The sequence below is a fragment of the Pantoea rwandensis genome (assembly GCF_002095475.1).
GTDB lineage: Bacteria > Pseudomonadota > Gammaproteobacteria > Enterobacterales > Enterobacteriaceae > Pantoea > Pantoea rwandensis.
In genome coordinates, this window is sequence record NZ_MLFR01000020.1 from 25,084 (window position 1) to 38,217 (window position 13,134).

At 54.0% G+C, this 13,134-nt stretch carries 9 protein-coding genes; 8 read left to right on the forward strand and 1 reads right to left on the reverse strand.

What is annotated here, in order from left to right:
• Window positions 1–207 precede the first annotated feature (207 nt).
• The 3 genes from iolD to iolE all read left to right on the forward strand — a co-directional run bounded on the left by iolD (window position 208) and on the right by iolE (window position 4,246).
• Complete coding sequence (gene iolD / locus HA51_RS17625) at window positions 208–2,142, forward strand: 3D-(3,5/4)-trihydroxycyclohexane-1,2-dione acylhydrolase (decyclizing) (protein ID WP_084935904.1); 1,935 nt, start codon at window positions 208–210, stop codon at window positions 2,140–2,142.
• A gap of 149 nt (window positions 2,143–2,291) precedes the next feature.
• A complete protein-coding gene (gene iolG / locus HA51_RS17630; RefSeq protein ID WP_084935905.1) occupies window positions 2,292–3,305 on the forward strand; it encodes a bifunctional inositol 2-dehydrogenase/D-chiro-inositol 1-dehydrogenase in 1,014 nt (337 codons plus the stop codon).
• A 44-nt stretch (window positions 3,306–3,349) separates the two neighbouring features.
• Window positions 3,350–4,246: a myo-inosose-2 dehydratase gene (gene iolE, locus HA51_RS17635; protein WP_084935906.1), complete on the forward strand. Its 897-nt coding sequence runs from the start codon at window positions 3,350–3,352 to the stop codon at window positions 4,244–4,246.
• A 171-nt stretch (window positions 4,247–4,417) separates the two neighbouring features.
• On the opposite strand, the gene glpD is transcribed toward iolE, so the two are convergent.
• Window positions 4,418–5,926 (reverse strand): glycerol-3-phosphate dehydrogenase, encoded by a 1,509-nt coding sequence (gene glpD / locus HA51_RS17640; protein ID WP_084935907.1) that lies wholly within the window; start codon window positions 5,924–5,926, stop codon window positions 4,418–4,420.
• 227 nt (window positions 5,927–6,153) lie between these two features.
• On the opposite strand from glpD, the gene glpE reads away from it, so the two are divergent.
• From glpE to malQ, 5 genes are all read left to right on the forward strand, one after another.
• Window positions 6,154–6,480 carry a thiosulfate sulfurtransferase GlpE gene (gene glpE, locus HA51_RS17645; protein WP_084935967.1) on the forward strand — a complete coding sequence of 109 codons (327 nt, stop codon included), beginning with the start codon at window positions 6,154–6,156 and terminating at the stop codon, window positions 6,478–6,480.
• Between the two features lie 32 nt (window positions 6,481–6,512).
• A complete protein-coding gene (glpG, locus tag HA51_RS17650; RefSeq protein ID WP_084935908.1) occupies window positions 6,513–7,337 on the forward strand; it encodes a rhomboid family intramembrane serine protease GlpG in 825 nt (274 codons plus the stop codon).
• A gap of 39 nt (window positions 7,338–7,376) precedes the next feature.
• Window positions 7,377–8,135: a DeoR/GlpR family transcriptional regulator gene (locus tag HA51_RS17655; RefSeq protein WP_084935909.1), complete on the forward strand. Its 759-nt coding sequence runs from the start codon at window positions 7,377–7,379 to the stop codon at window positions 8,133–8,135.
• 190 nt (window positions 8,136–8,325) lie between these two features.
• Window positions 8,326–10,731: a maltodextrin phosphorylase gene (gene malP, locus HA51_RS17660; protein ID WP_084935910.1), complete on the forward strand. Its 2,406-nt coding sequence runs from the start codon at window positions 8,326–8,328 to the stop codon at window positions 10,729–10,731.
• A gap of 322 nt (window positions 10,732–11,053) precedes the next feature.
• A complete protein-coding gene (gene malQ / locus HA51_RS17665) occupies window positions 11,054–13,099 on the forward strand; it encodes a 4-alpha-glucanotransferase (RefSeq protein ID WP_084935911.1) in 2,046 nt (681 codons plus the stop codon).
• The last annotated feature ends 35 nt before the right edge of the window (window positions 13,100–13,134 follow it).

Here is a 13,134-nt window from a genome sequence, read left to right on the forward strand (position 1 = left end):
CTTATCATGGCGCTGACCCACGTTTCATCTCCGAATTTGATCTCCATCGCAAAATGAAATGTTTCTTCTGTAATCGTGTTTAATGAAAAAAATATTTGTTTATAATCGCCACACGTTTCACTTATCCGCGGGTGCCACTTAAGGCAGCAAAAACCCGAACCGCGTTGTACTCATTACCTGAGTACCAGCATGTAAAGGAAGAAGCATATGGGCACAATCAGACTTACCACGGCACAGGCGCTGGTGAAATTTCTTGATAACCAGTACCTGAACGTTGACGGCGTTGAAACCAAATTTGTGAAAGGCATTTTCGCCATTTTCGGTCACGGCAACGTGCTGGGACTGGGACAGGCGCTGGAACAAGACAGCGGCGATCTGGTCGTGCATCAAGGGCGTAACGAACAGGGCATGGCGCATGCGGCGATTGGTTTTGCCAAACAATCTCTGCGTCGTCAGATCATTGCCTGTACTTCTTCTGTGGGACCGGGCGCGGCAAACATGATTACTGCTGCTGCCACGGCGACCGCTAACCGTATTCCTTTGTTGTTGCTGCCTGGTGATGTGTTCGCGACGCGTCAGCCCGATCCCGTATTGCAGCAGATCGAGCAGAGCCACGATCTCAGCATCAGTACTAACGACGCCTTCCGTGCAGTGAGCAAATATTGGGACCGCGTGAGCCGTCCTGAGCAGCTGATGACGGCCTGCATTAACGCCTTACGTGTACTGACCGATCCGGCTGAAACCGGTGCGGTGACCATTGCGCTGCCGCAGGATGTGCAAGGTGAGGCTTGGGATTTCCCGGAATACTTCTTCCAGAAGCGTGTACACCGTCTGGATCGTCGTTTGCCGACGGCGGCACAGCTGGAAGATGCGCTGGCGCTGATTGCGCGCAAACATAAGCCGTTAATCATTGTCGGCGGTGGCCTGAAGTATTCAGACGCGGGCGCCGCGCTGCTGAAGTTTGCTGAGCGTTTTAACATTCCCTTTGCGGAAACCCAGGCGGGCAAAGGCACTATCGTTTCTGATCATCCATTGAATGTCGGTGGTGTGGGTGAAACCGGCTGTCTGGCGGCAAACCTGCTGGCGAAAGAAGCCGACCTGGTGATCGGGATCGGCACGCGCTACACCGACTTCACTACCGCGTCGAAATGGATTTTCCAGAATCCAGAGGTGAGCTACCTGAACCTCAATGTCAGCAACTTTGACAGCTACAAGCTGGATGCGGTGCAGCTGTTAGCGGATGCGCGTGAAGGTCTGACGGCGCTGGAAAGCGGGCTGAAGGGCTTTGAAAACCATTGGGGTGGCCAGATTGATCAGGCACAAAGCAAGCTGTTGAAAGAGACGCAGCGCGTTTATGCCGCCACCTATAACACTGACGATTTCATTCCAGAAATCGCCGATCACATCGACCGTGAAGCGCTGTTTGCTGAGTTCGAGCGCCTGACCAATTCGGTGCTGACGCAGAGCAGCGTGCTGGGCACCTTAAACGAGCAACTCCCAAAGGATGCAGTGATTGTCGCGGCAGCGGGCAGTCTACCGGGCGACCTGCAGCGCATGTGGCGCACCAAAGATTACAACTCGTACCACGTTGAGTACGGCTATTCCTGCATGGGCTATGAAGTGAACGCCGCACTAGGCGTGAAGCTGGCGCAGCCGCAGCGTGAAGTCTATGTGATGGTTGGGGATGGCTCGTTCATGATGCTGCACTCCGAGCTGGTGACCTCGATTCAGGAAGGGGCAAAAATCAACGTGGTACTGCTGGATAACATGACCAACGGCTGTATCAACAACCTGCAGATGGAACACGGTATGGACAGCTTCACCACCGAGTTCCGCTTCCGTAACCCGGAAGGTGGCAAGTTGGATGGCGGTTTTGTTCCGGTGGATTTCGCTGCGATTGCAGGCGGCTACGGCTGCAAAACCTATCGCATCACCACGCTGGAGCAGTTAGAAGCCGCGCTGATTGATGCGCAGAAGCAGACTGTTTCGGTGCTGTTCGATATTAAAGTGCTGCCAAAAACCATGATCCACAAATACTTCAGCTGGTGGCACGTCGGTGTGGCTCAGACCTCAACATCAGAGCGCACGCAGGAAGTAGCAGACAATCTTAACGTGCATATCGAACAAGCACGTAAGTACTAACACCCTTTTTAGGCCGGCGTTCGCCGGCCTTGTTTAACCCTATGTACCTAAAATAATTCGAGAGGCAGGAAGGCGGCCAACGAGAGCAGCCAACGCACCTGCACCTTGAAATATGAAGGGCATACTTATCCGACTCTACAGGTGTAATTATGACGCTCAAACTCGGTGTAATTGGTACCGGTGCAATTGGTCAGGACCACATTCGTCGCTGCAACAATGTGTTGCAGGGCGCGAAGGTGGTGGCGGTTTCAGATATCAACGTGGAAGGAGCCCGTGCGGCGCTGCAGCGTTTAAATATCGAAGCTGAGGTGTATCAGGATGGCCATCAGGTGATTAACTCCCCGAACGTGGATGCCATTCTGGTGACATCATGGGATCCGACCCACGAAGAGTTCACGCTGGCCGCCATTGCTGCCGGTAAGCCGGTATTTTGCGAGAAGCCACTGGCGATGAGCGCCGACGGCTGCCGTCGCATCGTCGATGCTGAAATCAAACATGGTAAACGTTTGGTGCAGGTGGGCTTTATGCGCCCTTACGACTCGGGCTATCGCGCGCTGAAGAAAGTGATCACTGACGGTGAGATCGGCGAGCCGCTGATGCTGCACTGTGCGCACCGTAACCAGAGCGTCGGTGAGAATTACACCACGGATATGGCGATCACCAACACCCTGATTCACGAGCTTGACGTTCTGCGCTGGCTGACCGAAGACGATTATAAATCGGTGCAGGTGGTGTTCCCGCGTTCAACCTCGAAGACCCACGCCAAATTGAAAGATCCGCAAATCGTGCTGTTCGAAACGCAGAAGGGCATTCGTATCGATGTCGAGATCTTCGTGAACTGTGCTTATGGCTATGACATTCAGTGTGAAGTGGTGGGTGAAGAGGGCATTGCCAAACTGCCTGAACCTTCATCCATTCAAATGCGCAAAAACGCGCGTCTTGGCAATGCGCTGCTCACCGACTGGAAAGACCGTTTCATCGAAGCCTATGACGTCGAGCTGCAGGCCTTCATCAATGACGCCACGGCGGGCAAGTTGAGCGGTCCTTCTGCATGGGATGGCTTTGCCGCATCCGTTGCCGCGGATGCCTGCCATAAAGCCCAGAATAGCGGTGCCATTGAACCGGTAGTCATGCCAGCGCGTCCGGATTTTTACGCCAAATAACTGAGCCCGTGGGCTAACACTTCTCTCAGAATCAGGGAATTGAAATGAACAAAGACAATGTAAAACTGGCGATTGCGCCAATCGGCTGGACCAACGATGACATGCCAGAGCTGGGCAGCGAAAACACCTTCCAGCAGACGGTGAGCGAAATGGCGCTGGCAGGTTTCACCGGCAGTGAAGTCGGCAGTAAATACCCGAAAGATCCCGCAGTGTTGAAACCGATGTTGGATATTCGTGGTATCCAAATCTGCAATGCCTGGTTCAGCACCTTCTTTGCCAACGGTGACAAGGCGAAAACCATCGACGAGTTCACCAATCACATGAACTTCCTGCACGCCATGGGCGCGCGCGTGATTGGTTGCTCTGAGCAGAGTAAAAGCATTCAGGGCACCACGCTGGCGGTGCTGGAGCAGAAGCCAATCTTCACTGATGAAGAGTGGCGTCTGACGGCCGAAGGCTATAACGAGCTGGCGGAGATCGCCGCGAAGAAAGGTATGCGTGTGACGCTGCACCACCATATGGGCACCGGCATCCAGACCCCTGCAGAAATCGATCGCTTTATGGAATCGACTAATGAGAACGTCGGCCTGTTGTATGACACCGGCCACATCTACTACTCCGAAGGTTCACAGCAGGTGATGCTGGATGTGCTGACCCAATACCTGCCACGTATCTTCCATGTGCATTTAAAAGATGTGCGTGACAGCGTGGTGGCAGAAGTGCGTCAGAAATCACTCTCTTTCCTGGACGGCGTGAAGAAAGGCACCTTCACCGTTCCGGGTGATGGTGTGATCGATTTCAAACCGGTGTTCAAAATCCTCGACGATTATGGCTACAAAGGCTGGATGGTGGTGGAAGCGGAGCAGGACCCGGCGCTGGCTAATCCATTCGAATATGCGGTGAAAGCACGTAAATATATTCGTGAGAATACGGGTTTGTAAGGTCAACTGCGCGCAATGAATTGCGCCGCTACGGATTTTGTGATGTTTAGCGCTACGCAAACAGCATGCACGATTCGGTAGCGGCGCGATTCATCGCGCTCTTTTAATGTTTGATGCAACAAAAAAGGCCGTCATCCCATACAGGATAACGGCCTTTTTATTGGCGATAAATTACGAAGCCAGTGACAGAGCCGGTTTCTGACCGTTAACCGCCAGCCACTCGCGAATGCGTGCCTGCTCGGCTTCCGTCAACCACATGCCCTGTTTAGTACGACGCCAAATTGCATCATCCAATTCGCGCACCCACTCGTTTTTCACCAGGTAGCGCAATTCGGCTTCATAGAACTCGTGACCGAAGTTCTCGCCCAAATCTTCGATGCTCTGCGCGCCTTCCAGCAGCACTTCAGTACGACTGCCGTAGGTACGGGCAAAGTGACGCGCCATGCCTTCGCTGATAAACGGATAGCGACGACGTAAGCCCGCTGCGTAATCTTCACGCGAGCCAGAGAAATCACCACCTGGCAGCACCGCTGATTTCGTCCAGGCTGGACCGGCGTTCGGATAGTACTTAGCCAGTTTTTCCAGCGCATGTTCTGCCAGCTTACGGTAGGTCGTCAACTTGCCACCGAATACCGACAGCAGCGGTGCCTGACCGTTGTCATCATGCACATCCAGCGTGTAATCACGGGTGATCGCTTGTGGTGAATCAGATTCATCATCACAGAGCGGACGCACACCAGAGTAAGTCCAGACGATATCTTCTTTGCTCAACTGCTGTTTAAAGTGTCCGTTGAACACTTTCAGCAAGTAGCCGATTTCGTTGTCATCAATCTTCACGTCTTTCGGATCGCCTTTGTACTCCACATCGGTGGTGCCGATGATGGAGAACTCATCCATCCACGGAATGACAAACACGATACGGTTATCTTCGTTCTGCAGGATATAGGCTTGTTTTTCGCGGTGTACACGCGGCACCACAATGTGGCTGCCTTTGATCAAGCGAATACCGTAAGGTGATTTCAGTTTCAGACCATCGTCGAACAACTGCTTCACCCATGGACCTGCGGCGTTGACCAGGCCCTTGGCGCGCCAGGTGAAGATCTTGCCGGTATCGATATCTTCGGCTTCTACCATCCACAAGCCGCCTTCACGCCATGCGCGATTGACGCGGGTGCGGGTACGGACTTCGCCGCCCTGTTTCACCACTTCTTGTGCATTCAGCACAACCATGCGCGCATCGTCCACCCAGCAGTCGGAATATTCGAATCCGCGCGTAATTTCAGGTTTCAAGGCCGATTCCGCGCCAAAACGCAGGCCTTTACTGCCTGGCAATGTGGTGCGTTTACCCAAGCGGTCGTACATAAACAGGCCAAGACGAATCATCCACGCTGGGCGCAAATGCGGACGGTGCGGCAAGCGGAAGCGCATAGGGAAGGCAATATGTGGCGCCATTTTCAACAGCACTTCACGTTCAGCCAGCGCTTCGCCAACCAGACGGAATTCGTAATGCTCCAGATAGCGCAGGCCACCATGGATCAGCTTCGAGCTATTGGAGGAGGTTGCACAGGCCAAATCCCGCGCCTCCAGCATTAGCACTGACAGTCCGCGTCCTGCAGCGTCCACTGCAATGCCGGCTCCGTTAATGCCGCCGCCGATCACGATCAGGTCTTTGGTTTCCACGTCATCTCCTCCGATGTTCGGAATAGTTCTAAAATGTTCGTTTTCGAGCGTAATAATAATCGGAAACCAACATTGACGCCAGCGCTTAACTCAATAAAAACATTTTTGCGTGATACAGCTAACATTCCTGCAGGAAAAAAATCCATAGCCATAACTTTTGTCAGGTTATGGCAACGGATTCTCAGGTTAAACTAGGCGCTAATTGTGACGACGTGATGAGAGACACCATGGAAACCTTCGAATGTATTACGGTTCAGCAAGCTAACGAGCACCTGGCACAAGGCGCACAGCTGGTGGACATTCGCGATCCGCAAAGCTTTGCCATGGGCCATGCTGCGGGCTCGTTGAACTTGTCTAACGACAACCTCGCAGACTTTATTGCGCAGGCTAATCAGGATCTGCCGGTGCTGGTGATGTGCTACCACGGCAACAGCAGCAAAGGTGCGGCCCAGTTCCTATTGGGGCAGGGTTTTAGCGCTGCCTATAGCATTGATGGCGGTTTCGACGCCTGGCGTGGTGCGTTTCCAGCGCAGGTCGCGACTGGCAGCGTCTGAGCCGATTCCTAAAAGGAAGGAGAGCACGCACGATGCGCATTACCCAGTTTAACCATCCCCGTATGGCACAGGCGTTTGTGGACTACATGGCCACGCGCGGCGTCACGCTGCGCATTGAGCGCGAAAGCCACTATGTCATTATGTTGGATGATGAAACGCAGCTTTCAATGGTTGAAAACGAACTCGCACAGTTCATTCGCGATCCCAACCATGCGCGTTATCAGGCGGCCAGTTGGCACACCGGCAGTACCGAGAGTGGCTTGCGCTATGAGCGCAGCAATATCTGGGCGAATATTCGTGAACGCGCAGGTCCGCTCACCATGACCATCATGATCGCCTGCGTGGCGGTGTTCATCATGATGCAGATTGTCGGTGATGATGTGGCACTCGATTGGCTGGCGTGGCCCGCAGATTCTTCACAATATCTTCAGATCTGGCGCTGGTTTAGCCATGCGTTACTGCATTTCTCACTGCTGCATATTCTCTTCAATCTGATGTGGTGGTGGTATCTCGGCGGTGCGGTGGAGAAGCGTATCGGCAGCGGTAAGCTGTTTGTGATTATGCTCATTTCCGCGCTGCTGAGTGGCTGGATGCAGGCGAAGTTCAGCGGGGTGCTATTCGGTGGATTGTCGGGTGTCGTCTACGCATTAATGGGTTATTGCTGGCTGCGAGGCGAGCGCGATCCCGAAAGTGGTATTTATCTGGAGCGCGGATTGATGGGCTTCGCTATTGTATGGCTCATTATTGGCTGGTACGGCGCATTTGGCCTGTCGATTGCCAACGCAGCCCACGTGACGGGGTTGCTGGTGGGTCTTGCCATGGCATTTGTTGATACGCGCAACATCGCGCGTCGCTAGACAGAAAAAAGAAAACGGCTTTGAGCCGAGGAGAGTGATGTGAAGCAGACGCAACGTCATGACGCGATTATCGATCTGGTCCGGCGTCAGGGATATGTCAGCACAGAAGAGTTAGTGGACCACTTTGAAGTGAGCCCGCAAACTATCCGGCGCGATCTCAACGATCTGGCCGATCAAAACAAGATTCAGCGTCATCATGGCGGAGCGGCGCTGCCTTCCAGCTCCGAAAATACCGCATGGCAAGATCGTAAAATGATGTGGTCGGCTGAGAAAGCGCGTATTGCTGAACGTGTGGCGAGCCAAATCCCAGATGGTGCCACGCTGTTTATCGATATTGGTACGACACCCGAAGCAGTGGCACATGCGCTGCTCAATCACAATAATCTGCGCGTGGTCACCAACAACCTCAACGTTGCGATTCTACTGATGGCGAAGCCCGATTTCCGTGTGATCATCGCAGGTGGGGAAGTGCGCACGCGTGATGGCGGTATTATGGGAGAAGCCACGCTCGACTTTATCTCTCAGTTCCGCCTCGATTACGGCATTCTCGGTATCAGCGGCATCGACATGGATGGGTCGCTGCTGGAGTTCGATTACCACGAAGTACGCACTAAACGCGCAATTATTGAAAACTCACGTTGTGTCATGTTAGTGGTGGATCATTCGAAGTTTGGCCGCAACGCGATGGTTAATCTTGGCAACATGAGCCTGATTGACTACATGTACACCGACCAAAATCCGCCCGCGAGTGTGTTGAAGGTGATTGAGCAGCATGAGGTTCATCTCGAACTCTGCTGATCGTCAACCGTAGCGGCGCTGTTCGTCGCGCGATAAATCGCGCCGCTAAAACATCTTGTATGCACTGGCATCGATTTTTTTCACTGCATCCGCATTTCTCTGTCGCTTTTTTCTCCGCCCCCGGCTTTACTTATCCTTTCTGGTTATGCGCTCGCCCGTCTTTACCGCTAACGGACTCGAAGGGATTGATATGTCGCAGCAAAAATTTAATAAAACACGTTTCGACGCCGCACTCACCCGCCAATGGCAGCACCTTGGACTGACTTCCGCTCAACAAATGACGCCACACCAATGGTGGCAGGCGTTAAGCAGCGTAATGGCTGAAATGCTCGCCACTCAACCCCCTGCAGCGCCACGCATGGGACAGCGCCACGTAAACTATCTTTCGATGGAGTTTCTGATTGGCCGGCTCACCGGCAACAATTTACTCAATCTTGGTTGGTACAACGACGTGCAGGCAGCACTGGCGGAGCATCAGGTGGAACTCAGCGAGCTGCTGGAAGAAGAGACCGACCCCGCGCTGGGCAATGGCGGGCTAGGGCGTTTAGCCGCTTGCTATCTGGATTCGATGGCGACAGTGGGTCAGGCAGGTATGGGCCATGGCCTCAATTATCAATACGGTTTGTTCCGCCAAACCTTTGAGGACGGCCAGCAAAAAGAAGCGCCCGATGACTGGCAGCGCGACAGTTACCCGTGGTTTCGTCACAACGCAGCGCAGGATGTGCAGGTCGGCATCGGCGGCAAGGTGAAGAAAAATGACGATGGCACGCTACTCTGGCGGCCCAAATTCCAGTTAAAGGGTGAAGCCTGGGATCTGCCCGTGGTGGGCTATCGTAATGGCGTCACGCTACCGCTGCGCTTGTGGAAGGCTAGCAGCACGCATCCGTTTGATCTTACGCTGTTCAATAATGGCCAATTCCTTCAGGCCGAGCAGCCGGGCATCGATGCCGATAAATTGACCAAAGTGCTCTATCCCAATGACAATCACGCGGAAGGTAAGCGGCTGCGCTTAATGCAGCAATATTTTCAGTGTGCCTGTGCGGTGGGCGATATTCTGCGTCGCCATCATCTTGCAGGACGCTCTATTCACAGCCTGCCTGATTTCGAAGTGATTCAACTCAATGACACCCATCCCACCATCGCCATTCCAGAAATGCTGCGTATCTTGCTGGATGAGCATCTATCAAGTTGGGATGAGGCCTGGCAGATCACCAGCCGCGTCTTTGCTTACACCAACCACACCTTGATGCCGGAAGCGCTGGAGCGCTGGGATGAATCATTAGTACGCAGCCTGCTGCCGCGCCATATGCTCATCATTCGTGAAATTAATCAGCGCCTGAAAAAAGTGGTGAAAAAGCAGTGGCCAGGCGATCGCGTAGTCTGGCAAAAGCTGGCTGTGGTCGCCGACGGACAAGTGCGTATGGCGAATTTGTGTGTGGTGAGCTGTTTTGCCGTTAACGGTGTGGCGGCGCTGCACTCCGAACTGGTAGTGAAAGATCTGTTTCCGGAGTATCACCTGCTCTGGCCTAACAAATTCCATAATGTCACTAACGGCATCACGCCTCGTCGTTGGCTCAAGCAGTGTAATCCGCTGCTGTCGAACCTGATTGATGAGACGCTTCAAGTTGAATGGGCCAACGATCTTGACGCGCTGGAGTGGCTGGCGCCTTATGCGCGCAAGAAGGCGTTCCGCCAGCAATTCCGGACCATTAAACAGCAGAACAAGCTGCGTTTGACGGTGTACATCAAACGCGTCACCGGGATTGATGTGAACCCTGATGCGTTGTTTGACGTGCAGATTAAGCGACTGCACGAGTACAAGCGTCAGCATCTTAGCTTGCTGCATATGCTGCACTGTTATCGCCAGCTGCGAGACGACCCGAAAAATCCTGACTTCGTTCCACGCGTGTTCCTGTTTGGCGCGAAAGCGGCTCCGGGCTATTACCTCGCCAAAAACATCATCTACGCCATCAATAAAGTGGCGGAGGTGATCAATAACGATCCGAAAGTTGGCGATCGATTAAAGGTGGTGTTTATCCCGGATTACCGCATTACAGCGGCAGAGTTGATGATTCCCGCCGCCGATCTCTCGGAACAGATCTCCACCGCCGGGTATGAGGCGTCTGGCACCGGTAATATGAAGCTGGCGCTTAACGGCGCGCTGACCATCGGTACGCTGGATGGGGCCAACGTCGAGATCGCCGATGCCGTGGGTGAAAAGAATATCTTTATCTTCGGCAATACCGTGGATGAAGTGAAGGCGCTCAAAGCGGAGGGTTACAGCCCGAAAAAGCTGCGCAAACAGAACAAATATCTGGATAGCCTGTTGAAAGATTTGGAGAAGGGCAAGTTTAGCGATGGTGACAAGCATGCGTTTGATTTGTTGCTCGACAGTCTGACGAAAAACGGCGATCCCTGGCTAGTACTGGCAGATTTCGATGCCTATATCACCGCACAGCAGCAGGTCGAGGCATTGTGGAAGAACCCTGAAGCCTGGACCAAGGCAGCGATTCTCAACACCGCACGCACCGGGCGATTTAGTTCGGATCGATCCATTCGCGATTATCAGCAGCGTATTTGGCAGGCTGCGCGGTAATTTTCAGGTCGCTATAAATGGCGTAGTGCTTGCGTTTCGGTCGCCATTAATGGCGACCCTACATGGTTCGGTGTGCCATTAATGGCGCCTCTGCATTGTTCGGTCTGCCATTAACGGCGCCCCTGCATTGTTCGGTGTGCCATTAAAGGCGCCCCTGCATTGTTTGATACGGTTTTCGTAGGGTTAGCATTCATGCGTACCGGTTCAAATACGCACTCATTGGCTTAAGTGAGCGGCATTACGCCATAAATGGCCTCCCTCTTTTGTTCGATACGATTTTCGTAGGGTGCGCATTGATGCGCACCGCATTCAAGGAGACGCGATGACGCTGAGCAAACTCGATCAGGCGGCGCTTGCCGCAGGTATCGCCGTGGAATTCATCAATGCTAAAGGTGAGCCGGAAAGTATCAGCGATGATACCAAGCGCGCACTGCTGGCGGTGATGGAGACGCCGCAAGGCAAGGCTCCGCCGCTACCACCGGTGCAGGTGTTTACGCCGGGCAGCCAGCGCCATCTTATACCCCAAGGCAAAGGCGAGTTTCGCTGGCAGCTTCAGACAGAACAAGGCAAAGCATTCAGCGGTATTGTGCAGGGCGGAGAATCGTTAGCCCTTCCGGCACGCTTGCCGCAGGGTTATCACCTGTTCACCCTGCATCAGGGGCGTAAGCAGTGGCAAACGCGCATTATCATTGCACCACGCCGCTGTTATCTACCGGAACCGCTCAAACAAGGTGAGAAGCGATGGGGGGCACTGGTGCAGCTTTACACGCTGCGCTCCGACCGCAATTGGGGTATTGGTGACTTTGGCGATTTGCAGCAGATGGTGGCGCACATTGCGGCCAACGGTGGCGATTTTGTTGGCCTCAATCCATTGCATGCGCTTTATCCCGCACAGCCCCAATACGCCAGTCCATACAGCCCCACCTCTAGGCGCTGGATCAATGTGCTGTATATCGACGTCAATCAGGTCGCGGCCTTCGAGCATAGTCAGGAAGCACAGCGCTGGTGGCAACTCGCCAAAACGCGTAAGGCGTTACAGAAGGCGCGCGACAGTGAATGGGTAGATTATAACGCGGTGGCGACCCTCAAAATCACGGCGCTGCGCTTGGCATGGCAAGCCTGTCAGCCCGATGCTGATTTCCAACAATTTGTGGTCGAGGGTGGCGAACATCTGCGTTATCAGGCGGCTTTTGACGGTATTCTCGCTGAACGTGCAGCTGACCATCCTGATGAATGGGGTTGGCAAAACTGGCCAGAAAGCTGGCGGAGTGCTCATCAACCCGAGGTGCAGCAGTGGTGCGCTGAAAATGAGGGCGAAATTCAGTTCTGGAGCTGGTTACAGTGGCTGGCTCAGCAGCAGTTTGCGGCCTGTTGGCAGCACAGCCAGCAGTTAGGCATGGCGGTTGGCCTTTACCGCGATCTGGCCGTGGGGGTCGCGCAGCACAGCGCAGAAACCTGGCAAGACCCGCAGTTGTATAAGCTGGGGGCTTCCGTGGGTGCGCCGCCCGATCGACTCGGTCCTCTGGGGCAAAACTGGGCACTGCCACCGCTTGATCCGCATGTGATGCGCGCGCGTGGTTATCAGCCGTTTATTGATTTGCTGCGGGCTAATATGCGTGACTGCGGCGCATTGCGTATCGACCATGTGATGGCGCTGCTGCGTTTGTGGTGGATTCCCTATGGTGAAGGCGCAGAGAAGGGGGCTTACGTCTCGTATCCCGTGGAGGAGTTGATGGCGATACTGGCGTTGGAAAGTCAGCGTCATCGCTGCATGGTGATCGGCGAGGATCTTGGCACTGTACCCCCGATCATTGTGCGCATGATGCGCAGCCACGGTGTCTTCTCGTGGAAGGTCCTGTTTTTCGAACAGGATCGCGATGGCCGTTATCGCCAACCTACCGCATATCCGCGCCAGTCGATAGCCAGCGCCAGTACACATGACTTACCGACGCTGAGTGGATTCTGGCAGGCAGGCGATTTGGCGTTGGGCGAACAACTCGGCATCTACCAAGGTAGCGTGTTGCAATCATTGCAGCAGCAGCGGGATACCCAGAAGCAGTCGTTACTGGATGCGCTGCAGCAGGCGGGGGCGATATCTGCACGCGAGGCTAAGCCCGCGCAGAAACAGCCGATGACACCGAAGTTAAATTTGGCTATGCACTATTTTCTTGCTCGAACGGATAGTGCGCTGCTTGGATTGCAGCCAGAAGATTGGCTGGGGATGACTTCACCCGTCAATGTGCCAGGCACGGTGGATGAATATCCTAACTGGCGACGTAAACTGGGTGTCACGCTGGAAGTGATGTTTGCCGATAAAGCGGTGAAGCAGGTGCTAAAAGCGGTGAGCAAGGGGCGCAAAGAGGGATAAAACAAGCGGCAGCTCGGGTAGGCTGCCGCTGTATA